At 45.6% G+C, this 24,263-nt stretch carries 26 protein-coding genes; 19 read left to right on the plus strand and 7 right to left on the minus strand.

Annotated elements, in window-relative coordinates:
* The 6 genes from NW213_RS12500 to tssD (NW213_RS12525) all read right to left on the minus strand — a co-directional run.
* Window positions 1-256, minus strand: a 256-nt coding sequence (locus NW213_RS12500) for a hypothetical protein (protein ID WP_258322969.1), incomplete at its 3' end; no start/stop codon positions are given.
* 81 nt (window positions 257-337) lie between these two features.
* Window positions 338-1,714, minus strand: coding sequence for a DUF5458 family protein (locus NW213_RS12505; protein ID WP_174490712.1), 1,377 nt, complete (start codon window positions 1,712-1,714; stop codon window positions 338-340).
* Window positions 1,711-2,184, minus strand: a complete 474-nt coding sequence (locus NW213_RS12510; protein WP_013617104.1) for a hypothetical protein — start codon at window positions 2,182-2,184, stop codon at window positions 1,711-1,713. The genes NW213_RS12505 and NW213_RS12510 overlap by 4 nt, the downstream gene beginning before the upstream one ends.
* 44 nt (window positions 2,185-2,228) lie before the next feature.
* Window positions 2,229-3,587, minus strand: a complete 1,359-nt coding sequence (locus NW213_RS12515; protein ID WP_258322970.1) for a hypothetical protein — start codon at window positions 3,585-3,587, stop codon at window positions 2,229-2,231.
* A gap of 11 nt (window positions 3,588-3,598) precedes the next feature.
* Window positions 3,599-5,410, minus strand: coding sequence for a type VI secretion system Vgr family protein (locus tag NW213_RS12520; RefSeq protein WP_258322971.1), 1,812 nt, complete (start codon window positions 5,408-5,410; stop codon window positions 3,599-3,601).
* A 119-nt stretch (window positions 5,411-5,529) separates the two neighbouring features.
* Window positions 5,530-5,928 carry a type VI secretion system tube protein TssD gene (gene tssD, locus NW213_RS12525; protein ID WP_013617107.1) on the minus strand — a complete coding sequence of 133 codons (399 nt, stop codon included), beginning with the start codon at window positions 5,926-5,928 and terminating at the stop codon, window positions 5,530-5,532.
* A gap of 263 nt (window positions 5,929-6,191) precedes the next feature.
* Between tssD (NW213_RS12525) and NW213_RS12530 the strand changes: the two genes are divergently transcribed.
* From NW213_RS12530 to NW213_RS12580, 11 genes are all read left to right on the plus strand, one after another.
* Window positions 6,192-8,672, plus strand: a complete 2,481-nt coding sequence (locus tag NW213_RS12530) for an ATP-dependent Clp protease ATP-binding subunit (protein WP_258322972.1) — start codon at window positions 6,192-6,194, stop codon at window positions 8,670-8,672.
* A 14-nt stretch (window positions 8,673-8,686) separates the two neighbouring features.
* The gene (tssD, locus tag NW213_RS12535; RefSeq protein ID WP_013617109.1) at window positions 8,687-9,109 is read left to right on the plus strand and encodes a type VI secretion system tube protein TssD; all 423 of its coding nucleotides are present in this window, start codon (window positions 8,687-8,689) and stop codon (window positions 9,107-9,109) included.
* A 14-nt stretch (window positions 9,110-9,123) separates the two neighbouring features.
* Window positions 9,124-9,540: a type VI secretion system tube protein TssD gene (gene tssD / locus NW213_RS12540; RefSeq protein ID WP_258322973.1), complete on the plus strand. Its 417-nt coding sequence runs from the start codon at window positions 9,124-9,126 to the stop codon at window positions 9,538-9,540.
* Window positions 9,540-10,481, plus strand: a complete 942-nt coding sequence (locus NW213_RS12545) for a hypothetical protein (RefSeq protein ID WP_258322974.1) — start codon at window positions 9,540-9,542, stop codon at window positions 10,479-10,481. The genes tssD (NW213_RS12540) and NW213_RS12545 overlap by 1 nt, the downstream gene beginning before the upstream one ends.
* Before the next feature lie 383 nt (window positions 10,482-10,864).
* The gene (locus NW213_RS12550; protein WP_258322975.1) at window positions 10,865-11,158 is read left to right on the plus strand and encodes a hypothetical protein; all 294 of its coding nucleotides are present in this window, start codon (window positions 10,865-10,867) and stop codon (window positions 11,156-11,158) included.
* Window positions 11,159-11,172: 14 nt separating this feature from the next.
* Window positions 11,173-11,577: a type VI secretion system tube protein TssD gene (gene tssD / locus NW213_RS12555; protein WP_258322976.1), complete on the plus strand. Its 405-nt coding sequence runs from the start codon at window positions 11,173-11,175 to the stop codon at window positions 11,575-11,577.
* Window positions 11,574-12,011 carry a type VI secretion system tube protein TssD gene (tssD, locus tag NW213_RS12560; RefSeq protein WP_258322977.1) on the plus strand — a complete coding sequence of 146 codons (438 nt, stop codon included), beginning with the start codon at window positions 11,574-11,576 and terminating at the stop codon, window positions 12,009-12,011. The genes tssD (NW213_RS12555) and tssD (NW213_RS12560) overlap by 4 nt, the downstream gene beginning before the upstream one ends.
* On the plus strand, window positions 12,002-12,466 hold the full coding sequence (locus tag NW213_RS12565) for a GPW/gp25 family protein (protein WP_309148298.1): 465 nt from the start codon (window positions 12,002-12,004) through the stop codon (window positions 12,464-12,466). Before tssD (NW213_RS12560) ends, NW213_RS12565 begins: the two co-directional genes overlap by 10 nt.
* 8 nt (window positions 12,467-12,474) lie before the next feature.
* Window positions 12,475-14,319, plus strand: coding sequence for a type VI secretion system baseplate subunit TssF (locus NW213_RS12570; protein WP_258322979.1), 1,845 nt, complete (start codon window positions 12,475-12,477; stop codon window positions 14,317-14,319).
* 14 nt (window positions 14,320-14,333) lie between these two features.
* A complete protein-coding gene (locus NW213_RS12575) occupies window positions 14,334-15,212 on the plus strand; it encodes a TssN family type VI secretion system protein (protein ID WP_258322980.1) in 879 nt (292 codons plus the stop codon).
* A gap of 11 nt (window positions 15,213-15,223) precedes the next feature.
* Entirely contained in the window at window positions 15,224-16,384 is a 1,161-nt protein-coding gene (locus NW213_RS12580; protein WP_258322981.1) for a type VI secretion system baseplate subunit TssK, read from the plus strand.
* 423 nt (window positions 16,385-16,807) lie between these two features.
* Here the strand turns inward: NW213_RS12580 and NW213_RS17005 are convergent, their stop codons facing one another.
* Window positions 16,808-16,948, minus strand: coding sequence for a GXWXG domain-containing protein (locus tag NW213_RS17005; protein WP_375338146.1), 141 nt, complete (start codon window positions 16,946-16,948; stop codon window positions 16,808-16,810).
* Between NW213_RS17005 and NW213_RS17010 the strand changes: the two genes are divergently transcribed.
* Genes NW213_RS17010 through NW213_RS12620 form a run of 8 tightly spaced genes read left to right on the plus strand, consistent with a single transcriptional unit; the run spans window position 16,947 to window position 24,258 of the window.
* The gene (locus NW213_RS17010; protein WP_375338147.1) at window positions 16,947-17,366 is read left to right on the plus strand and encodes a type VI secretion system baseplate subunit TssG; all 420 of its coding nucleotides are present in this window, start codon (window positions 16,947-16,949) and stop codon (window positions 17,364-17,366) included. The genes NW213_RS17005 and NW213_RS17010 overlap by 2 nt on opposite strands.
* 21 nt (window positions 17,367-17,387) lie before the next feature.
* Window positions 17,388-17,885 (plus strand): type VI secretion system TssO, encoded by a 498-nt coding sequence (gene tssO / locus NW213_RS12590; RefSeq protein ID WP_013617121.1) that lies wholly within the window; start codon window positions 17,388-17,390, stop codon window positions 17,883-17,885.
* Between the two features lie 11 nt (window positions 17,886-17,896).
* Window positions 17,897-18,406 (plus strand): type VI secretion system transmembrane protein TssO, encoded by a 510-nt coding sequence (locus NW213_RS12595; RefSeq protein WP_258322983.1) that lies wholly within the window; start codon window positions 17,897-17,899, stop codon window positions 18,404-18,406.
* Window positions 18,407-18,411: 5 nt separating this feature from the next.
* Window positions 18,412-19,317 (plus strand): PKD domain-containing protein, encoded by a 906-nt coding sequence (locus NW213_RS12600; protein ID WP_258322984.1) that lies wholly within the window; start codon window positions 18,412-18,414, stop codon window positions 19,315-19,317.
* A gap of 6 nt (window positions 19,318-19,323) precedes the next feature.
* A complete protein-coding gene (gene tssR / locus NW213_RS12605) occupies window positions 19,324-21,813 on the plus strand; it encodes a type VI secretion system protein TssR domain-containing protein (RefSeq protein ID WP_258322985.1) in 2,490 nt (829 codons plus the stop codon).
* 24 nt (window positions 21,814-21,837) lie between these two features.
* Complete coding sequence (tssD, locus tag NW213_RS12610) at window positions 21,838-22,989, plus strand: type VI secretion system tube protein TssD (RefSeq protein WP_258322986.1); 1,152 nt, start codon at window positions 21,838-21,840, stop codon at window positions 22,987-22,989.
* A 21-nt stretch (window positions 22,990-23,010) separates the two neighbouring features.
* Complete coding sequence (locus NW213_RS12615) at window positions 23,011-23,712, plus strand: PoNi-like cognate immunity protein (RefSeq protein WP_258322987.1); 702 nt, start codon at window positions 23,011-23,013, stop codon at window positions 23,710-23,712.
* A 24-nt stretch (window positions 23,713-23,736) separates the two neighbouring features.
* Complete coding sequence (locus tag NW213_RS12620) at window positions 23,737-24,258, plus strand: hypothetical protein (RefSeq protein WP_258322988.1); 522 nt, start codon at window positions 23,737-23,739, stop codon at window positions 24,256-24,258.
* Window positions 24,259-24,263 lie beyond the last annotated feature (5 nt).

Consider the following 24,263-nt stretch of genomic DNA (forward strand, 5'->3'; position numbering starts at 1 on the left):
TGAGGTCGTACACCTTCCCCACGTGGGGCACGGGCATGACCGGGGACGGAGGCGTGACCGTGGGGTGCGTGTCGATGCCCACGGACAGGTCGCCGAACTTGGCCACAGGCATGCCCGGCACGGAAGGAAGAGCTCCTGCCAGACCTGACTGGAGCCTGTCCAGAGCCGCTTTCGAGGCCGTGAAAAGGTCGGAAAAGCCCCGTCTGACGCTGTTGCTATCAACGGCGTCAGCTATATTTTTGAATACATCTGACATAGTGAGAATTTTTTAGGATGTAAAAAGGAGAGTAGCTGAAGAGCCCCGCCGGACCCTTCAGTTACTTCTAAAAATACTCATTTATGCATCCTGTGCATAATCGCTGTTCCATTCATTTTCATCATCCCCCTTCGTTCCCTCCAGCTTGATGACAAAGCTCTTTGCCGGGAAATAGGGAGTCAGGTGAATGTCGAGGAAGATACGGTCCTTCTGCTTCGGGTCTCTCTCGAAGCGCAGGATCTTGAATTTTTCAATCAGGCGTCCGGGACCTTGTATGCTGTCCAGGAAATTGCTAATCTGCCCGCGCAAATCCCTTTCAGCCTTGCTGTTCCAATTTTCGAAGGCACGGCGGTTGAGAAAATCCATCAGGACCTTTGTCACCCAATCGAACACACGTACCACCGAGTAGGTCTGCAAGCCCAGATTGTCACCATTGAACAAGGTCTTTGCCGAGAAAGCCATGACTTTGCCGTATTCCTTTACCATCGGTATCAGACCAATCTTTTCTATTTCGGAGATTTCGCTCTTCTTCAGGTTGAAAGCCACGCTGTCCACCTCGCTCATAGAGCCGTACTTCTTTCCGGCAGTGACCTGTGCCATCACGGTTTTGTACACACTGCCAGCCAGTGCAGCCGAAGGTGGAATCAGCAAGTCCTCGGTTTCTCCCAATTCGGTATAGCGTCCACGTCCTACCAGATAGTTGCATGTCATGCAGACATTGGACTTATAGACATCGCCACCTGTCAGATTGGAATCGAAGAACATCTCAATCACATCATCCGGTTTTTCAAGGTCTGCAAAATCAGTGAAAATCATAACCTTGTTGTCATGCGCTATTTTTGCCCATTTCTCCACCACCTTGTTGGAACCCAGGTATCCGGGGATTACCAGCAGTGAATAATTGGTACGTAAATCCAAACGGTCATAGTTGGCACGAAGCTCGTCGGCAATAGCGTCGATAAAGAAAGAATTGTCCAAATCGGTAAGCTGCGCCATGGAAGCGTTGACAATGGATACGTTCTTAATCTTGTCAGCATCCGTATTCTTGTAGAAAAGCATGACCGTGCGGTATGATTTTTCCAATTGTTTCACTTCTTCTACCGCCTTCAGCTGATTTTGAGAGAGCAGGTCAGAGACGGCAGCAGACTTTTTCTGGCACAAATCCACCATTTCGCTGATGGACTTGCCGTCTTTCAGCATATCTATCCACATCTCAATCCTTTTTCTCAGTTCCTTACGCTCGTTAGCCCGTTCCCGGTCAGTAAGGAATATATTCCGGCGTGCCTTACGTTCCGGATTCAAATTCTGTATGCCGTCCACCGAAGATTCCAAGACGTTGAAACCTCCGAACTTTGCCAAAGCCTGTAACTCCGCATTCAAGTTTTTGGTTTGTACCGCAGCCTGCTGTTGCTGTACTGCGGTTTCCTTCTGTGTGTTCTGTTCGCTCATGGTTCTCATTCATTTACAGGGTTAGACTTCTCATTTTCCTTTAATTCGTCCAACATGATAGACAGTGTATTGACGAACGCCTTGCGTGTAGCCGGGTTTTCCAGAACCCGTTGCAGCACCTTGTTAGACCGTAACGACTTCTCCATCCTGTCAGCAAACTGTTTTTCCGCATTCAGCCCCGACAGGAAAGGACTCTGTTCCGTCATTTTCTTCACGGAGAAATCTCCCACATTGTGGAAACGGAAGTTCTCTTCAACAGGAGCCCCTTCCGCATCAGCGAACTCTATATCAATTTCCGGCTGGAAATGTGCAAAGACTTCGTCAATGCTAGTCAGACCGATGACCACTTCGGGAGCTACCGGTTCGTCCTTTGTCAATTGTTCAACCAATAATGTCCGGTTCTGTGGAATTTCCGCAATACCTTCGGAGGCATCCATTTTCACTTCATTTCCGCCTATTCCGTAATTTCCTAAATCCATACTTAATCTGTTTTATAATTAAAAAATATGTTAGTAAATCTCACTCATCCGAAAATCTTACTTTTTCTTCTGGCTTTTGCCTGCTGCATGGCCGGACCCTCCACCAGTTGTTTCCAATCTTCTCCCAGCCATTCCTGAAGCTGCCCTTCCAAGACCTCCATATCAATCGGCGCACGTACCTGCCTGCCAGTGTGGAGCGCCAGATATGCCGCATAAGTAAACGTGGAGTTCCGTCTGATTTCTTCGGAAAGATAACTCCCGGCTGCCAAAGCAAGCAGAAAATACTCGAAAGCCTGATTCAGCTGGCCTTCCTCGTAGCGTAAAAAGCCACACATCCGATAACCTTCCATGACATAGTAGGGATCTTTTTGTCCGATAGCTTTCTCCGCCAGTCCCTCATACAGTGCAATTGCTTCCTCCCGTTTTTTCTCTGCCGTCAGGACAGCCGCTTTCATGGAAGTTGCCATTTTCCAATAGCTATATCCAGCCGCTTCGCCATTATCCATTGCCTTTTCCGCTTCCCTGATCGTATCGTCGCTGTACTTTATGCTATGTTTGTATTCCCGAATCGCATAACACGCTTCAGCGGCGATGAACAGAGCGGATGTCAATATATTCGTATCCTTCAACTCCCCGGCAACATCCAGCAGTTTCCGGATTTCCTTGTCCAACAATTTCCAATCCTGCTTTTGTGTGCAATCCATGACGGCACTCACCTGCTGTTTGAACCGGTTTTCGGGTGCAATCAGGTCATTGCCCGTATCGCTCCGTGCCATCCGGTTATGCAGGGCCGCCGCCATATCGAACTTGGGACAGATATAAATTACAGCCGGCGATTCATCCAGATTGACACTTCTGTTTTTCTTCATGTCAATGGTCGTTAACCGGATTCCCTGCGGAATTCCTTCTTCCAAGACCTGCTTGAACCATTCGGTCCTGGAAAGCCCCCTTTCCTGTCCCGGAGGAAAATAGATGCAGAAACAGGCATTCTCCAATCCGGATATACATGCCTTGAAACGCAACATCTCTTTCCACAGATTGGCTGCCGTATGTTCGACAGACGTGTCCGGGACATATTCTTCTTTCAACAGCCCATCGTGCCGCAAGGCCTTGATGATGTCGTATTTTTCCTCCACTTCTTCTGAGAACCAGCCGGCATATTCCTGCCATAGCTGTTCGGTGTATTCATCCCCGCTTCCCTCATACGGCGTGTCAAACCGGAAGAAAATATCCTCGAACTGTCCGACAGGCGAGCGTTCGATTTCCAAGAACCTGTCAACCAAATCCACATCGTTCTGTCCGACAATCCATATAGCCAGTTTCCAGTCCTTCTTATCGGCAATATCCGCCCAATAATCGACCGCCTTAAAGTATTCCTGTACAACAGACGCAGATGCTCCCATATCCTGAGGTTTTATGAGTTGAACTTTATGATTCCTCCTGTTACCGCTACATCGGCTGTGCCTTCGATTGACAAGTTTGTACCTTTGACTGTGCCTTTCTGAGTACTCAAGTCATATCCTTTGGAAGCCTCCTGCTTGATATTGGTTCCACTGCTGCCGATTATCTTCTTTTCACCGCTGAGTATCATGTTCTCACCGCCTGACAACAGTGTAATGCTTTTCCTCCCTTCAATGGAAATCGTATCAGACTGCAAGCCGATAGACCTGCCATCCATGATAATAACCGACTCTTCTTCGTTGGTGACGGTCACCGTTTTCTTTGCCATGATATTAATCGTATCTTTCCCATCCAGAACAATAAGCTGTTTCCCAGTCTGGTCCATAATGGTGATACTTCCCGTCTCATCATCAAAAAGAATGGTGTTTCCACTTCGGGTGATGATACTTTTCAGTTTGTTGTCCTTGTCTCCGCCCTTTCCCGAGTCCTTGTGAAACATGGCTCCGGTTACATAAGGACGGTCCGGATTGCCGTGTTCATAACCGACCATCACCTGGTCCCCGACTTCCGGAACAAATACCCATCCCCGGTTTTTGGATACCGCATCGCTTGTTCCCGCATTAGGGCTCTGTACCCTGATCCAATTGGTCGTTTTTCCCTTTTTCTGCCAATCAAAGACAACCTTCACGCGTCCCTGTCCTTTTTCGTCATCGTTCTTCTCCACCGTTGCCAACTCAGGCAATGCCAACGGCATTTTTACATTGGGCACAGGAATGTGCGTCATTTGGTCCGGGATGCCTACAAAACTATTTATATAATGTCCGTCCCGATTCACCTCGTGGGTGATTTCGGTAATACGGAATTTCCCTAAAGGAGACAATTTCATCCTATCCGGAAAAGCCACGTCAATAACCTCTCCGATCCTGATCCGGCATGTTTTTCCGATCCCCTTTATATTCAAGAGACCGGCACCGGATGAATTCTTTACAATTTTCATTTGTTCGTCCAATCCCGCCTTGTCTGTGATATGCGGATTTGCCGCAGAAGTGGTGCGGGCGCTGTAAGCCTTTTCCGAACAGCCATGAGCAATGGACTGGAGGTCGTTCATTCCTTCCGGTTTAGCGGGCGTATCTGCCTTATGTATTTTGTTCTCCTGCGCTACATAATCGTATCTGGCAGATTTCCCCGGTACCAGATTGGCTACCAACCTTACTTCTTCCAAGTCCACGTCATACAAGATCTTCTTAGGGTCGTCCTCCTTGTTCGGCTTGCCAAAATAAGTTTTGGCGCCATCGTAATAAAACCATTCCCCATACAGGGCCGAAAGGCGATTCATAAAATCAAAGACACTTTCGTTGTATTGTGCCATGTAAGGGATAGGCAAATCATATTCAGGATTAGAGACCAGATTGACTTTTCCGTACTCCTGTGTCACTTCCTTTATAATGGCGGATAAGGTCTGATCCGTCCATGAGTCGAGTGTCTTGTTATTTTCATACAGTATAGTAGGGCTTGCTCCATGAATAGCCACTCCGCCCGTTTCGCCCACACTTCCAATCATTTCCACCTGATTGATAATCCCTTCGAAATCATAGCTTTCTCCGGTCTGCTTGTGGACGAATGAAATATTGGCAGTCTCCCCAATGTAATTGATGAATTTCTCCGGAGTCTGCTGAAAGGTGTTGTTAGGCGACAGATAGTTTACAATTATAGTAAACGTGTGATGCCGGTTGAAACCTTGATGAAGGCGTAAAGAAACGAATTTTTGTTCTTCCCCTTTCACGGTTACCTTGGTGGCTACCAAATTCAGAAAACTTGCTCCCATACTTATTAATATCTATTTAATTCCCACTTATTAATCCGACTGGTCGGTATGTTTTTGAGTGCCGAAATAACCGGAATTGGTATATTCCGGCACTCCAAGAATTTGACTAGAAACAACGGTTAGTTGTTTTCCGGCCAGTCTTGTACAAATGTAGCATCAGCCATCTTCACTGTTTGAGCAGAGATGGAGAATTTGATTGTCATTGGGTATGAGTTCGCTACATTCAGTGCCTCCTCGTACTTCACAATATACCCGTTCTCAAATACCAGTTCCTTCATCTTGGCATCCTCGTCTGCTTTCTTGAAGACGATGTTTCCGTTTACAGGCTGATACTGCTTGAACATTTTGTCCAGTACAATCGTATCCGGAGTTGATTCAACCTCGACATTAATTGTACCACCATAGATGTCAGATGCCGGACGACCCTTAGGATCCACATCACGGTTGAACTTGACATCCCATCTCAACACATCAAACTCTTTCGAGTCCGAGAACTTAAATGACGCTTTAAATGCCATATTCTCAATGTTTTAAGTTAATAAAAATGTTAATTCTGAAATTATCCCTCATCCATGACCGGTTGCCCCGTCATTTTTGACTTCTAATTTCGGTGCCCAATTTATGGCATTTTGCTGAAATAACAAAGCGTTTTAGGAAAAATTTTCGATTTTTCTCGAAAAAATGCCCTCAGGCATAAAAAAAACGCTCTAAAAGTAGCGGATTTTCGTTTTTTGCCTTATATTTGCGGTGTTCTCCTGCGCAATTTTAAATCTTATTGATTATGGATACAGGAGTTGGTTTCATTAATCTTGATGATTCTATAAAAATTGCGCTTAACATAGCACAGGCAGTGGCCCGTGAAAATGCGAATGAGTATTATACCCCTTCGCATTTATTGAAAGCCTTACTTCATAAGGAAGTAGGGCTAAGAGATTTTATATTAAGTATAGGTAAGGATTTAGGCTATCTGGAAGAATGGGCGGATGTCCATATCGAGCAATGCCCGAAATCCACCCAGCTGTCAGAAATCAAGCCTTCGGAAAAGATTGGCAGCCTATTCCGTGCTGCCGATGATGTGCGCATAGAGCTAGGGCTGTTCGATATTAACCCTATATGTGTATTGGCTGCCCTGGCAAAGCCGGGAGTCGCCTTTTCGAGCGACCAGCTCAAATCCTTTCCCATACTGGAAAAGGATATCCGTTCCATATATAATAATGAGCCGTCAGGCAACCCTCCCGTTTCCATGACGGAAAGTCCTGTCTTGTCACCCAATTCATCTTCATCTTCCTTTTTAACCAAATACTGTATGGATCTTACCGCTGCTGCGACGAACAGCCTGCATCCGGTAATCAACCGTGACCGCGAGAACCGCATGATCATGGAGATTTTAGGCAGCCTCAGCAAATCCAATGTGCTGATTGTCGGCGATGCCGGGGTCGGGAAAACGGCTTTGGTTTATGGGCTTGCGTGGGATATCGTGAACCATAAAGTACCCTCCTTCCTGGAAGGAGCCCGTATCTTTGAACTGGATAATGCCTCACTCATAGCCGGAGCGACCTATAAAGGAGAAATTGAAGACCGCCTGAAAAATATCCTGAAAGAACTTCGCGGCATCGACAACGCTATCCTGTTTATTGATGAAATCCATGTATTGCTGGATAGCCGGCAAGGGAATTCGGGCGCCGGAAATGTGCTGAAACCCGAATTGTCGCACGGTAACCTGACCGTGATAGGCGCCACTACCATTGACGAATACCGTAAGATCATCGAGCCGGACCATGCCTTTAACCGCCGTTTTGAGGTGATACAAATCAATGAGCCGGACATGAAGTCTGCCATTCAGATGCTGCACTCCGTACAGAAACAGTATGTGGACTACCACCATGTAAAAATCAGCGAGGACGCAGTAGCCGAATGTGTGCGCCTTGCCAAACGGTATGTGAAAGACCGCCGTTTGCCGGATTCTGCCATAGGGCTGCTGGACATGACACTCTCCGCCATTAAAATGGTGAATGAAACAGGCAAGAACGATGCGGAAATCCTGCTTGGCCAATTGAACGAAATTGAGCAGGCGGAAAAGGAGCCTGTAGAGAAGGAAGAAGAACTGAGGGACCTGATATTTCTGATGCACAACAAGCTAAGCCCTATCCTGCTGGGAGTCATACCAGAAGAGACGGATGTCCATGAATTGCAGAAGTATGAAGAACTGGCAGCTTATCTGAGAAACGCATTGAATGCCATTCTCCGGTTTGCCGAGAAAGAAATAGAGCAGGTGGAAGTGTATGAGGTTGCTGCCGTTGTTGCCAGCAAGACAGGTATCCCTATCGGTAAAATACAGTCCCAGGAAAAAGAACGCCTGCTCAATATGGAGGAGTATTTGCGGCGCAGGGTCGTCGGACAAGACCGGGCATTGAAGACATTGACGGACGCCATTCTGGAATCCCGCAGCGGCATGAACAAGCCGGGGCAACCTATCGGCTCCTTCTTCCTGCTAGGACCCACCGGAACCGGAAAGACCGAACTCGCCAAGGCATTGGCAGAAACACTATTCAACGACGAGAAGTCCATGATCCGCTTTGACATGTCCGAATTCAAGGAAGAACACTCTGCCGCCCTGCTATACGGTGCGCCTCCGGGATACGTGGGCTATGAGGAAGGCGGCATGCTGGTCAACAAGATACGCCAGCAACCATACGCCGTCGTGTTATTTGACGAGATAGAGAAAGCGCACCCTTCCGTATATGACATTTTCCTACAAATCATGGACGAAGGGAAACTGCATGACCGGCTGGGAAAGGAAGGGGATTTTTCGAACTCCATTATCCTGTTCACCTCCAATGTGGGAAGCGAGTGGCTGACAAGACAGCTGGAATCGGGCAATGTGCCGACCACCAACCAGATAATGGAGGTGATGGGGCAGTATTTCCGCCCGGAATTCCTTGCCCGTCTGTCTGAAATCGTACCGTTCTCCCCTATCAGCGAAGATATCCTATTGAAAATATTCGATATACAATTCAACGGGGTCAAGAAACTACTGGACAAACAGGGTATCAACATCATCATCAGTGACGATGCCCGAAAGATGCTTGCCCATAAGGGATTTACTCCCAAATACGGCGCACGCCAAGTGGCCGGCGTAATCCGTAACTATCTGCGCAGACCCATATCGCGCCTCATTATCAAAGAGGAACTGTGCCAGGGAAAGACACTGGAGGTCGGCCTGGATGAACGAAACGAATTAACCTTGAATATTCACTCCTAAATTTTGTATGCACTATGTTTGGATACACAGTATTCTTAAAAATCGGCAATCTGGCAGCCACCTCGCTGACAGATATGTATAAGGACAGTTATCAACTGATAGGTTGTGAGTTCGGATTCGCCCAAGGGATAGATGTCAAGGGTCAGGTGCAGACGGAGGTCAAGGGCGGAACCTTTTATGTGACCTATCCCCACCTGCCCAACCGGGACATGATCCAGTGGATGCTGGATGCGCGCAAATATCAGAGCGGCGCCATCGTCGTGCACGACAACCAAGGCTCCGCGCTTGAGAAGATACTCTTTGAGAAAGCGACCTGTGTGGATATGGAAATCAGCTATATCCGGCAGGGTAAGGGCTATATTGCGACCAAACTGACCGTACAGGCACAGAAACTGATGTTCGGTACAGAGGAATTTGAAAACCAGTGGGTACTCTAAAAAAAGAAAATGCTATGGGACTCTTTAATTTTCCACAAGTGGACAGCGATGTGAATGTCATATTCAGCATTGACGGCGACGAATACGCAGTAGAACAATTCAAGATAGGTTTCCACCAGCCTGTTGACGGAAACAAGAACCAACCAGAAGGAGAAGTGCGCGGAGGGCGAATCATGATTACCCTTTCGCAAACGGTGAAAAACAATATCTACGGATGGGCCATCAAGCCGTGGGTAAAGAAGAACGGGGCGGTGCTGTTCAAGACCGGTACGTCCGGGGTAATATTTGAGGTGGCGTTTACGAATGCATACTGTGTCAATCTGAAACGGATTATCGAGGGGTTGGGACAAGGATTGTCAACTACTCTGATTCTATCTCCTGAGAGTGTAAGTGTGAATGGTATTGAATTTGATAATCGTTGGGTGAAGTAATGGGCGATATTCTGAATAATAGAATAATTACTCCAGAGGATTTTGAGTTTCTAAAATCAATAGGAGTTCCATACACAGGTTATATTAAGGGTATAGGATATACCTGCCCTGTGTATATGCCAGCACAGGCTTTCAGGATTACAGATGGCAATGTGCAATGGAACAGTTGTGAGTTACACCCTCTTTTTTATCAAGCTATAGATGATAGTCCAGAGCGCATCTTTTTGAGCATGGGATACACTACTGAAGATATAGCTGAAAGAATAACTCATGATAATGGTAATGGAACCATAACTGTTGCTGTGGGAAACCAGTCTGTAACTTTTCCAAAAGAACAAGGTAAGATTAATGTGTTCCTGAAGCAAGAGAAAGGCAATCATTTTATTTATATAGAAGTTACAGACTCAAAAGGTAATATTCTCTTGAGTGATTCAAAGATTATTCATTCTTATATACAAGAGAAAGAATTAAAAAAAGATTTTGGTACAACCAATGAGTTAAGTTCCTTTTTTAATCATAATAAGGAAACTCTTGATAATATTAATACAGGAATTGGAGCTTTGGGTATTGGCATAGGGGCAAAAACAGAATTGATTGATTATGCCATACGTAGTCATTATAATTATTCATATAGCCAGTTTAGAAAACTCAACGAAGGCGAAAAATTAATAAAGGAATTTAGAGCAATAGGAAGAACAGGTGTAAAATATCTTCGAAGTATGAAAATAATAGGAGGTGTTGGTAATATATATTCTAATGTTTTATCCTTTATGACCTTAGTTTTCGATGATGAAAAACCATATGATAAGAAGTTGTTAAAAGCTGCATTGGATGTAGGATTTACTGTTATTGGGAGATTTGGGCCTTGGGGATTTGCAGCAAGTTCAATATATTATTTGTTAGATATGTATACTGATGGATTTTATTTTTTTAATGAGTAGAGATGCGAATGATATTAGAATATTTATTTTATAAAATTCAAATCATAACTAGGTTTATGGATACTAGTATGTATTTAGATATACATGCACCTACTATAATATCTTCTATATTTTTTGCATACTTGATTGATATTATTCTAATTATTAAATATGTAATAAAAGAATCTTTTTTGTGGAATATTTTATATGTATGGGGTATGTTATTTGTATATTTTATATTGTGGATAAGTTTATATTCATATTTTAGATATAAACATCGGTATTTACAAGTTATGAGAAATAAGAAGTTTGAATTGAGTTCTAGCCTATGGGCATATTTTTTTATTTTTACTCCTTTTGTTATTATGGGAGTGATGGCATTATTTTTATAAAAAAATCAATCAATGAAACAATACAAATCCATAATAATTTATGCCGTTTCTAGTATAGAACAGAAACAGGCATTGGAAAACGAGTTGGAAAAGTACGGATTGGAACGGGTAGGAACGCAAGACATCTTCGCCCTCCCATTGGAAGAATACCGGACGAAGGTGCAGGCATTCAAAGCCTACCTGCGTGCCTACGCCCGCAAGCATCTGGACAGCCAGGACACGGTGCTGTTCGTGGAGTCACGCATGAATGAGGAACGGACTCTGACCGCCATGCTGCAAACCAATCTGACGAGTGAAGAAGAATAAAAAAACATAAGGATATGAGTGCACAATCGTATATCAAGTTCTGGACCGCCGAACCCTCGGAGCATGAAGAAGTGCAGGCATACGACCTGCTGAGCTTTGAGTATGATTTTGAGAAACAGGCCTGCCCGAACGGACAAGTAACCGGCGAGACACACGGAGGCAGGATGCGGGCAAGCATTGCGGGATTCCCTGCGGAAGAACTGCTGGAATGGATGTTCAATTCAAGAATCCTGAAAGACGGGGAAGTGATGAACACTTCCGGCCTGAGCGGTGCGCCCAAGGAAGTTATCCGTTTCAGAGGCGCACAATGCCTTGAACTTGACGTGCATTCGACAGTAAAAGAAAGCCGGACTTCGTTATCCATCCATTTCCGGGAAATGGAAGCCGGTGATTCGTGTCACTTAAACTTGAAATCATGAACTGGTTTACCTCTTTGTTCAAACGAAAAGACTCCGCCGTGCCGGATGACCGGTATGTGATGCGGCTGAGCGTAGGTCACGAGACATACGCGGTAGAGGAGTTTGACCTGAAATTCAAACGTGATACCGACCGCAACGGACTGCCGGAGGGTGAAGCATACGGCGGCTTTGTCACCTGCACGCTTACCGGCATGCCGGGGGACGAACTGCTGAGATGGGCCGCATATAGGGTGTATGAGAACGGAGACCTGCGGGTTTACCGGAAAGACGAACCCGACCAGCAGGCCACATTCGCCCTGCGGTTTACGGAGGGCAACTGCATCCGTTTCCGGCGAAGGATGGACCGCACCACCCATGAGTGCAGCATCGTCCTGCTGTTTGCCGCAAGAACACTGAAATTTACGAACGAGGAATTTGAAAACGAATGGCACTGACGGATATGGAAACGAAATTTTGCAAACTGCCACTGGACTTTGAGGCCCTGCTGAACGAAGATGCGGGAAACAACCGTCTTGCATCGTGCAGCGAGATAGACTCGATAGACCAATTCATCGAACTGCTAATCAGCACGGCCCCCGGAGAACATGCCTTTGACAAGGAGTTCGGCTGTGAGATATTCTATCTCGACTTTGAGAGCATTGTCTCCCACACCCGTTGGGAAGGACAATTCTCGGAATACATCACGAAGGCAATCACCCGGTATGAAAAGCGTCTTACGAACGTATATGTACGGGTCAGTATAGATGACGCGACCCGGCAGGACAGCGTGTCCGGCGCTTCGACCATAAAGAAACGCGTGCAGGTGTATGTGTATGGCAGTCTGGTACACACTGGAGAGAAACGCTGCTTTTACTATGTGATTTATTTAGGTCCCATTTCAACCCGATAACAAGGTATATGAGCATAGAGAAATATAACAAGGAACAGATCAGGAACCGTATGCTGAAGTATGCTGCGGCTTTCTGGGGAATCAAAAAAGCCGAAAATTTTGATCCCGTCGTCAAGCTCCTGCTGGAAGCATTGGCCAATGAAATGTATATGCTGGGAGAAGATTTTACCGCCATTGAAACAAGGCTGCTGGAAAAGACCGCCCGGATTCTGACACCGGGTATCCTGACCTCCCCCTTCCCCGCACACGGCATCGTACACGCTTTTCCCATTGAACCCGTTTATCTGATCACCCGGGAATCGGGCATGTATTATGAAAGCGACTCACTGATCCGGAAGCTGTCGACAGGAAGTATTTCGTTTTATCCGGCATGTGATACACTGCTACATAGAGCCGACATAAGATATATGGTCTGCAATAGTCTCCTATACCGGATAGACCATACCCTGGAGAAAACCATGATTGCCCGTACGGAATCCAGAATGACTCCGCGTACCGTTTGGCTCGGCCTGGCTGTGGACGAATCCATTACCGACCTTCGGAATTTCTCTTTCTATCTTGATTTTCCCAATCTTACGGAAAGCTATGAATACCTGTTCCTGCTTCCCTGTACGGAATGGTCCGTCAAGGGAGAACAGGTTGTCATGCAGCGGGGAATCTACGAAAAGGACGATATACAAGATAATCCCTTCCGTGCGTTTTTCCAGAACTATGATGCGATGTTCCTCATAGACAAGGAAATCATGGAAATCTACAATAAACATTTCCTGAGCGTCCGGCAGTCTTTCCCGCTTGATGATTCCTGCAAAGAGACATTGCCTGAAGAACTGCATCCTTGTTTCAAGGAAGCCGTGCGGGAAAAGATGCAGGACAGGCTGGTCTGGCTAAAAATACAATTTCCCGCCCATTTCACAGCTGAGGTTATGGATGAACTGCAAGCGGGAATCAATATCGTGCCCGTCGAAAACAAACTGTTGCGTGAACAAGTGAGCACCCTTGAAGACACTTTCAGGGTGATTCCCCTGCGGACGGAAAATCATGAATCCCTGTTGTCCGTACATAGTGTGAAAGACTCGGACGGGAAAAGCTATCATGAGCTTCTGTACCCGGAGGGAAATTCCAAGGCGGGCTATGGCACGTATTCCATCCGCAAAGGAGGGTGCGAACGGTTTGACTCCCGTTCTGCCAAAGAACTGCTATGCTATCTGCTGGACCTGCTGGATGATGAGACCCATGCATTCGGTTCCGTTTCGAGCATCAAGCTACAGGCACTTGCCGCCCAAATGGAGCAACTGGTGGCACAAATGAAACAAACAACCGATAACATGAATGAGTTCAGAGAGACGCCCTACTATCTGATGATCGACCAATTGACCGGTAAAGGCCAGGTTACCGTCAAATACTGGACCACCAACTGTGAGATAGGGAACCAGATACAAGCCGGCGTGGATCTGTCGCCCAATACCAACACCTATCTGGAGCCAAGGACACTTGCGCTTGTCAGCACCACCTATGGCGGCAAACAGGCTCCCAAGAACCGGGAACGCATAGACATTTACAAATACGGTTTTATTTCACATGGCCGTGTATTGACCCAGAATGATATTATCAGTTTCTGTAAAAAAGAACTCGGAGAACTGTTGGTACGTACAGAGATTAAGAACGGAGTGGAAATCAGCCCGATGCCCAGTGAAGGACTGATACGGACCAAAGAGGTACACTTGATTCTCAAAGAAAAGCTGGACGACCCGTCACAGGAAAAGCAGATGAAAGACAATCTGAGAACCAAGCTTTCAGCCTGTTCGCCAGATACATTCAATTACCGGATATTCATCGAATACAATAAAGCCTAAATAACTTATAGCATATGGACCCAGTTACCCAACATCTTATTTCATCGTATCTGTTGATGCCCCTGCTTACCGTAATTTTCGGGATAGCAGCCTATTTCGTCGCACGGAAGAACAGACTATTGAACAACAAGAGACTGATTGTTTATCTGCTCGTGTGCAGTATTGTACTTGCCCTGCCCGGCCTGTCCGGATTTATGGACTACAATTTCATGCCTTATATCTATATCCTGCTGGTTATCCTATACTGGATTGGCGGGTATTACAACCGATATGTCTTGCGCAAAGTGTTTTCTTCGGGCAAGGAGATGCCCTCTTTCGGCATACAGTGCCTGATGACAGTCACGGTCGTGCTGTTAGGTGCCGGAATTTTTTCGGTCGTCTTCAACCTCTGCAACGAACTTCAATACGGGGTATGGGCTTCGACCTGCATACTGCCTTTTGTATTTCCCCTTCTATATACCCAGACGGTAAAAAGCTATTTTGACATACCCTTGGAAATCTATAAAGTGTGGAAATACTCGGAAGAATACGATTCAGAGACCCTGTATATCAACCGCGAACGAAGTATCGTCATCGACGTGGACATTTTCCGCAGAGTAGACGACCCAGTGTCGGAACGTATTACCGGCAAGGCCTCCGATGATGTCATTTTCGGGCAATGGTTCCAGCGCATGATTGATGACTGCAACCTCAAATCGCCCTCTTCGCCCATTGTTTATCAAAATGAAGGCGGGGCATATTATGAATGGGTATTCTATACCAAATCCTCTTTTTTCAGAAAGAGGTTCTATATTGACCCGGAACTCACGCTTGCGGAAAACAAGCTGAAGATGCATGATGTGATTATCGCCAAACGGGTAGCGAATGAACTAGTAACATATAAAGAATATTAAAACGCAATACTATGGCAGGAAATCAAAATAAAAGGGGCAGCTATCCGCTTGTGAACTGGGCGGATGGCATGCCGGTCAAGAAGGAACACTTCGTCCAGCAGGAAAACCATTTTACACACCGTCTGTGCGAATACCAGTCGTATCATCTGAACCGCACCAACTACGGGCTTTTACCCTTCAAGAAGGGGGAACCCGTTTCCGGAGATTTCAGCATCACGGAACTTGTCACGGGAACTTTGGAAGTCCGTCTGAAACGGTGCTATGCCATTACTTCCGGAGGATACCTGATTGATTATGACGCAGGAGACAATGATGAATTGACGGCCAGTTTCCATATTTCTGCCGATGAAATGGAAGACAAAGCCCTGCGATGGGACGTCATCCTGATGGCTGATCCGTTCGAGCACCGTCCTTCAGGTACCCCGGATGAAAAGGAATTAAGTCCGCGGCAACCCAACGCATTGCCTAAATATGCGTTGAGCGTACTGCCAACAGGGCAAACCAACGGAGGCGAGCTAGGCAGGCACTTCCTACTGATCGGTCGTTTGCGCAAGAACGGCAACCGCTGCGAAGTGGACGGTAACTTCATACCTCCCTGTACCAGCATGTCCAGCCATCCTGACCTGAAGAACTATTACACCAAATTCGGGCAGCTTGTCGATTCCATCGAAAAAGCCTCATTCGATATTCTCGCCAAGGTGGAAAATGCGGAAAAGCAAACGGCACTGGCCACAAACATCGGCATGTTGTGCCGCCATATCATGCTTTTCATATCCGACATTTATTTTTCCTACCGTAATGAAGGACAATACTATTCCCCCTTGCGTTTTCTGAATGTATTCTCCACACTGGCACACCACCTGTACGTATGCCTGAGTTTCATGAGCAAGGAGGAGAAAGAAGATCTGTTGAAATACTTCAATGAATGGAACGGCATCACTCCCGGCGCATACGAAGGGCTGTTGCGGGAAAATTGCGGCTTGCTGTATGACCATCACAATATCCGTCAACTGATGGTAACAACAGAGCGTTTCCTATACCTGTTCAATGACTTGTGGACCACCCTCAGCCGCCTTGAATACATTGGCAAACATAAGGAGAACATCGTGGTTGCCGAACGCTCCAGACACCCCAAGGAATCCAGCGAGACACGTTGGAACATATTGGACTAACCTGAATACCCGAAAAGTTATGGAAGAAGAAACTGACAAAATCGTATGTTTTGACGAACGCCCCCATTCGTTCAATTTGCCGGACACCGATTTCAAGGCGGAAGTGGTGGCCAGCGGACTGAAAGAAAGCGGCTACGACGCGGAGCGCACCCTCATTTCCAGATTGGGGGACATACGGCGTGGCTTTTCGAAAGACATCCATGATGCCCACTCGGAATATTCCCAATACGACCTGACAGATTACCTGTATCTCTACGTGAACAGGCGGAGTATTTATGACACACTGCCTGAAGGCATTTTTCATAAGAACCTCTACCAGTCCGACAAAAGCTCCAAAGAGCAGATACTGGATGAAATCCGGATCCACCGGGACGAAGAGTTCTATGCCCGGCGCTTTTTCAAGCCTTTCGAGATAACCCTGGACTATATGCTGGTAAGTTTCCAAAACAAGGAACGACGTATCGATGAAATGAACGTACATCCGGACTTTGTAAGCATATTCTCCGACCAGTGGCCGGTACTGAAACTGCTGCCGGTCCATCTGGCGATTATGCTTATCCGCATGCTTGCCTATATGGAACAGATTACCGTCAGCCCTTCCCAAATAAGCGAGTGCATGAGCATGCTGACCGGAGTGCCTATCCGCCTGCAGAAAGGTGAGAAAAGCGTGGTGGAAGCGGACCCGCATCTTGTCCCTAAACTGGGAGAATGCCTTTTGGGGGACACCATGGTCCTGGGGAACCGTTTTGCCGACGGCACTTACCAAATGCTGTTGGAAATCGGCCCGCTACCGGCACAGAAGATGGAGACCCTATTCTCCGATACCATTGACCGCCAGATACTCTGCGACCTGATGGACCTGTTCCTGCCTGCCGACAAAGAAATACAAGTCCGTTATATCATACAGCAGGAGGACGCCCAGTTCAAGCTGGGAAATCCAACGGAACAAGGAGCCTATTTAGGAATCAGCACTTATTTGTAACCCATAAAACACCTATCCGATATGAAACCGAGAAATAATACGGAAGTAAGGAAAGCCTATCTGAAATTTTCCTGTTACCTGACAGGTTGCGTCATTCTTGCCGTGGCCATATTTGCCAGTTTCCTTAAAACGTCCAGTACGGAAGTGAAACGGATCACGGAACAGACATTGAAGTATGACTATGTCTATGCCAAAGAACTTTCGTTGTCAAACAGCGTGGATTCGGTCTATCAGTACATGAAGCTGATGAACACCTCGCCACAGATTAACGATGTTCTTCTGCAAAGCGTTGTCAGCGTGCGGAAAATGAACCTGTTGAAGTACATGCAAAGTATGGATGACAAGGATTGCAGGCTTTACAAGCAACTGCTGGGAAACATCAACATGTTCCTGAGTGTAAAAGACTCCATCCGCCTGCTGAGCATTCAGGAAGAGATGGTAAAGAAAGACCTGATGCAATGTATCCAAGACAACTGGAAGACACGTCGCAATCTGAATGTCGGTTCCAACAACAAATAAAACTGCATATTATGAATGACAATAAAAAAACACTGAACAAGCGGGAGACCCTGATGGGGCATATTTATGTATTCCTGTTCTTTTTCGTAACAACCGTGGTATGTTGCCTGGCAATATTCATGTGGAATTCGGATTTCAAGATGTTTGAAGAGAAGGAGTTCGTGAAAATAAAAATGGACCGCATTAAAGATTTCCAACAGGAACAAGCCGACAGCCAACTGGCCATAGATTCCCTGTTCCGTAAAATCGAGACCTTCGAACCGGGGGTACATGCCCAATATGAAGAAGACGATATCCACTACCTGATAAACAACCTGCGCAACACATACGAAAGAAACAGCTGGGACAAACGGTACAAGCTGTTTATGCACATAGCCGACTTTTACGCCATGTGGTTGGCAGACAAAAAACAATTGTGGAGTATCGAACAAAACATACAACTGTTCAAAGCCAATCTGGAAGAATGCGAGATCGGATTGCAGAAAAAAGAAGAAGACTTGCGTTCAGGCACTAAAAAATGAATGACATGGGAAAGATTTATACCAGAAAGATTCTGTTTGTAGCGGCAGCCATGCTGCTGTGCATACTTATTGCCGTGCTGATCCGGATATTTTTCTCCAGCCGGACCGTGCGGATGACACTGACCCCCATAGAAGTGGAGGTCGGAGAACCTATCTATTATGCGGACAGTACCCGCAGGGCAAACTCATGGCTCTGGGAGTTCGGCAACGGGGATGTATCACACGAACGAAACGGGCAATATGTGTTCAAAGAACCGGGGCGTTACCAGGTACGCCTGCAAGTGGACCATTCGCTGGAAAAGAAGCAGATTATCACCGTACGGAAGAAAACAAACACTTACGGGAGCGATCAGCTTGTAAAAATGAAAGCTCCGGCAAGCGCTTTCCAAGGTGAAATCGTGTCTTTCAAAGGATACGGCCCCTCGAAAGAGTGGCGGTGGCAATTCGGCGAGTCAGGAATCGTTGACTCCCGAGAACAAAATCCGCTTTATGCCTATTCGGAACCAGGCGAATATGAAGTGCTATTGACTACGGAAGACACACAATACCCCGTACGGCACAAGATTAAAATCCTTCCCCAGTATACAGAAAATGACTCTACTGATGTGCTTGTCATTATCGGAAACGATATCCGTGAACATTTGCAGGCCATCGTGGACGGCAGACCGTTCAATACCCATTATAACTATATCCTGAAAAAATATCTCTGTGGGAATCCGGACATAGCCGTCACTGTCAACAACCATAAAAAGAATGACTTCTATTCTTACTGCCAGGGGCTGAAAATCATTGCGCGAAAGAAAACCGTGATTGATGAAGTGTTTGTCGATATGGGCGATGACCTGAACAACGAATGCGTCATGCAGCTGATGGTGACCCAACACGAACGTTTTTCCGAATCAAAAAAGTAACGAGCCATGAAAAAGAACTTTATATCGCATCTGATTCAGACAGGGTGTATTTTCAGCATTGCCTGCCTGACAGCCTGCGGGCCGGTACACCGTTTTACACGGGTGAAGAATGTTCCGCGCGAATATGTGCGGAACTATTCGGTGGAAGGAGTGAAAGCCCCCCGCAGCCTGTCGCTGTTCAAGCATCATCCGTGGATTGTCTTCGCCAAGGAACAAGGGACAAGCTATCTGAGTCCGAGCGGAAAAAACGAGATGCAGGCCGTGGAATACATGGATGCCTTTCTGGTCATCAAACGGAAAGGGGACTGGCTCAAACTGATCCAATATAATCCCGCCATTCTGAAGAACGGGAAGCTGAAAGAATGGAAACAGGCCCAGTATTGCGGCTGGATGAACCAGAACGACCTGCTGCTGACCCGGAGCGGATTTACCGATGTCTTCACGGGATTCAAGAACAAGCAAGTGGTCATGCTGAGCGACACCGTGGCATTGGCCAACCCCTCAGCGTATTTTGCCAATGATTCTGTGAAACTGTTTGAAAATACCGACCTGACACAGGAAGCCGGCAAGATTCCGTTTTGCAGTATCGTGTATCCTTATAAAACGTCGGAGGACAAGGGATGTGTACTCGTGGCAAACAAACCGCAGCTTGACGCAGACAGCATAGGACAGACGGCTATTGGATGGATAGACAAACGGCTGCTGACCGCTGCCAGACAACAACTCCATATAGACATAGCCTCGCTGCCGGACAGTACGCTCATCTTCAAAGACAGGGAACGAAAGGACACCTTGCAGCTGTCGGCCGGCGACATGAGGCAGAAACTGGAATTTGCAGAGAGCCAGCCTGCAATATGGTACAGTCCTGTATTGTTTTACAAAGAGAATGACACGAGCCTGTGTTTCAGGACGCATATTCCGATGCCGATCATTGACAAACAGGAAAGCTATGTGCTGAACGTAAATGGCAATCCGATTTATTACAGCACTTTCAAGAATAAGATAGAGAAGGACTTGCAGAAAATAAACCTGGTGTTTGTCCTGGAAGGAAAAGAGAACACCATCCAGCAGTTTCCAGCCGTAGTGAACGCCATTCAGGGATTGCAGTCGCAACTGGTAAATGACGAGAGCTTTTCTTTCAGGTTTGGCGCCGTACTGACCTTCAACGAACCGGACAGCCCGACAGACCCCATTTGCAAACTGACTCCCGACTACATGGAGCTGCTTGACTTCCTTTCCGCCAAGGCACGTAACGCCAAGCAACTGAAACCTACATACGGACGGTTCGGCAGCTGGTCAGGTGTTCAAATCGGGGTGGAACAGTTCAACAAATGCCCGGACGAGACAAACATCCTGGTCGTCATCGGCGACAAAGGATTCAACAGCGAATGGGCGGACTCCACTCTGGTGAACAAGCTGGTGAAGAACAACTGCCGCCTGCTGGGTTTCCAGCTTTACGGGGGAGAACCGGACAACTTCAACAACTTTGTGCTGCAAATCGGGAACATGATAGACTGCTCGGCACCACGCATCAGCCGGAAGAAACGGGAGCTGGTGGTATATCCCGAGCAAGTCCGGAATGAAAACGAATACGCGGAAGTGGGTCATAACACCTACTGCCTGGACTTCCCCAACCAGAGCATGACACAGGGATGGCTGGTGTTTCCGCAAAAGAACGAATCGCTGGAACTGGAAGGGCTGACCTCCGCCTTGGACTCCATGCTACTACAAGTGAAGTTTGACAACACCCTGCTGAGCAACAGCCTGACAAGAGCATTCGACGAAGTGGGAACCCAACGGTATAAGGCGGACTCGACTATGACGGACTACTACCACATCCGCCAGGCAGGGGTGCAACCGATATTGTCTGTGCTTCCGGGTATCGAACCTGCCTGGAACCTACCGGCACAGCCTGTCGTGTTGCCGGACTCGCTGTCACGGACACTGGACTATTATCTGCTTGCCAACGAAGACGAGTTCAAGCGCCTGAGAAAATATGTGGAGGAACCCGCCAAGCTGATTGTGGACTATAAATACGAGGCCGTCAAGAAGAAAAAACAGGCGAAAGTGGACATCTGCGACTGCCCGGACGACTACTTCGAAACAGATACCGAAGAATCCACCGTACGCGTGAAGACGGACAGCCTGAACGTGCCGGAATATGCCTCTACCCGCCGTGTGCGGAGAAAGTTGGTACGGCATTTCCTGTCCGAGCGCAACACGGACAAGTATTGCAAAGTGAAGAGGAAGACATTTTTGAGAATGCCCCTATCGGCAGCCTTGCAGCGGTTTACCTCCTGCCCGGCGGATTATCCGTTCTTTGAGGTCTATCGGGTCAAGGACCTGAAGGACAAGGATATGATTACGGACGTGGAACTGGACATGCTGATTGAATACTTCAAGGAAAAGAAGAAAATGTTGGACGAAGCTGCCGGCAAATCGTTCAAATCCAACGGGGAGACCTATTACTGGATCAGCCGTGAGCTGTTACCCTAATCGTTCATTTGAAACTTTACAGTTATGATTTATCAGGCAATATTGAAAATAAAAGGCAAAGAGATACCGTTGCTCTATTACAGCTACCAGTGTCATCTCAGGCACTGTGACGATCCGAATTTGGGGCGGATTATACAGCTACATATCCAAGGTTGTGAAGAGACAGGTAATCGAGAATACTTACCGGTTGAAGGGGATTTGATTACGCTCATGTTTGAATGCAGCGGTGACGAGCAGTTTTTTTATGACTGGCTGAACGTAGAAGGTACCATGCACTACGGAGAAATCCATTTCATTTATAACGAAAATGAGGTTGTGGATATTTTCCGGTTCTGGGACTGTTTCTGCTTGAAGATAGAGGAAAGCATAAGTGCCGGGAACTCTCCGATGGTGATGACCGTATATTTGTCACCGGGGATTATCAAGAGGAATAATTTGGAGGCGAGAGAGAAGGAATGGAAAGTGAGTGATCCCGCAATTCAAAGCCATGCAGAAAATTTTGTTAAAAACGAAATAGAAAAGAATACAGATTCTCAGGAGAATACTAATTTTACCCCAAAATCATCTGGTTTGATTTCAGAGGCTGATTTGGCTATTATTGATGCCCAAATAGCAAATATGAAACAAATATCAGAAAAAGAGAAAGAACGGTTTAAAGCTTTATTAGAAAATAAAAATGAAGATGAACCAACCAATAAACAAAAAGGCAATTATGGAGAGATAAAATCCTGCCTTAATTTGCTGACTAGCGAAAAATTAAAGATAGGTGTAAATGGCAAACGATACAATTTGAAAAGAATTGGTGATGATGCACCTAACAGCTTGGATTCTAAAATCAGGCACGGTATTGATGGTATTTATGAGAATTTGACACCATTGCCTAAATTTGTTATTGATGAAACTAAGTACGGGACCTCAATGCTTAGTCAAACCCAAAAAGGTCCTCAGATGGGACTGACATGGGTTAAAGATAAAATTCTTAAATTAGAAAAAAGAAGGATTATAACTCCAGAATTATCGAGAAAAATTATTCGTGCATTAGAGAATAACGAGGTGGATAGGATTGTTTCTCGTATTTTTGAAGATGGTAAAATTGTAACTAAAAAAATTAAAGTTCAAGGAAGTGAGTCTATAGGTTCAAAAACTTCTGATTTTATTTTTGAAATTTGGCCATAATAACTATAATATTAAATGTATATGGAAATAAGAGACAAACTTTTTACAGAAGAACAATATTTATCACAACTAAAGTTGTATGATGAAGATATTTTATATTATGAGCAACTGCATCGTTCTGGTAAACATATAGGATATGATTCTTTGTTCAATTATAGACTTCGTTCTTTATTAGTACAGTTTTCTGTAGGACAGGATCTTGGAGATTTAAAAGGTAACTATATGGAAATTGTTAGAATTATGCCACATTTTTGGACTGAAAACGGATTTTATATTGAAATGTTATGGATGTTATCAATTGGCATAATGCTGGACTATGATGACAATGCTATGCAAAAATTAGTTCAATTGATAAAAGATAACGATGTAAAAGATTATATCTATGATATTTTAATTAGATATAGATTTCCTGATTGGGTACAATTAACTAAAACTGTTTTATATCCATCTCCTTATCAAGCTGTTATTGATGTTGTTGAATTAGCTAAACAGAGTAAAACTGAGGCCGTGAAACGTTTAGGAAAATATCTCAAAAAAGAGTGGTATCGGGGACATTCAGATTTATCTTGGTACAATGACCATAAATATGGAATTAACCATGATGGCTATTGGAGTTTTGAGAGCGGTGCATTAGTTAAGGTATTGGGGCTTGATGACAGTATTTTGAAAGGACAACCATATTATCCATACGATATGGTTCATTGGGCAGATGGTCAAAAGTAAGTAACAATTAAAAACGAGAGTGATATGAGTTATTATGTTCATGCTTATTTGGTAGATGCAGATAAAGTAAAAGCCGTTTACGGTTCGCACGATATGGATTTGTTGAGCCGTTTGTCTTCTTCACTGAAAGAGAAGTTAGACAGCCTAAATAATTACTTTGGAAGTGAAATAAGTCCGTCAGAGGATGCTTACAGTGTACTTGCTGACATTGTAAACGGAGAGAAACGTTTTCCCCACATGGCATTCATGTATGGATATGTATATGAAAAAGTCTGTGAATATTATGGACGAATCATCTATAATACCGAGAACTTGTGGCAGCTGGACAAACAGAGTACCTTTATACCTATTCCACTCAGTGATGATTTTCCTTATATCATAAGTATTCCGGTGTCAGAATTGGAAATCAAAAAACAGCAATATGCTGCATTGGAAGCAGGAAACGGCATTGGTGATTATGATTATGAAGAAGAAATGGATGATTTGAATTTTATTTTTGATGAAGCCATTGAAGCCCAGAAAGATTTGATAATTACTGTTTATTGAGAAAT

The organism is Bacteroides sp. ET336, from assembly GCF_024733815.1.
In the GTDB taxonomy this organism is placed as follows: domain Bacteria; phylum Bacteroidota; class Bacteroidia; order Bacteroidales; family Bacteroidaceae; genus Phocaeicola; species Phocaeicola cellulolyticus.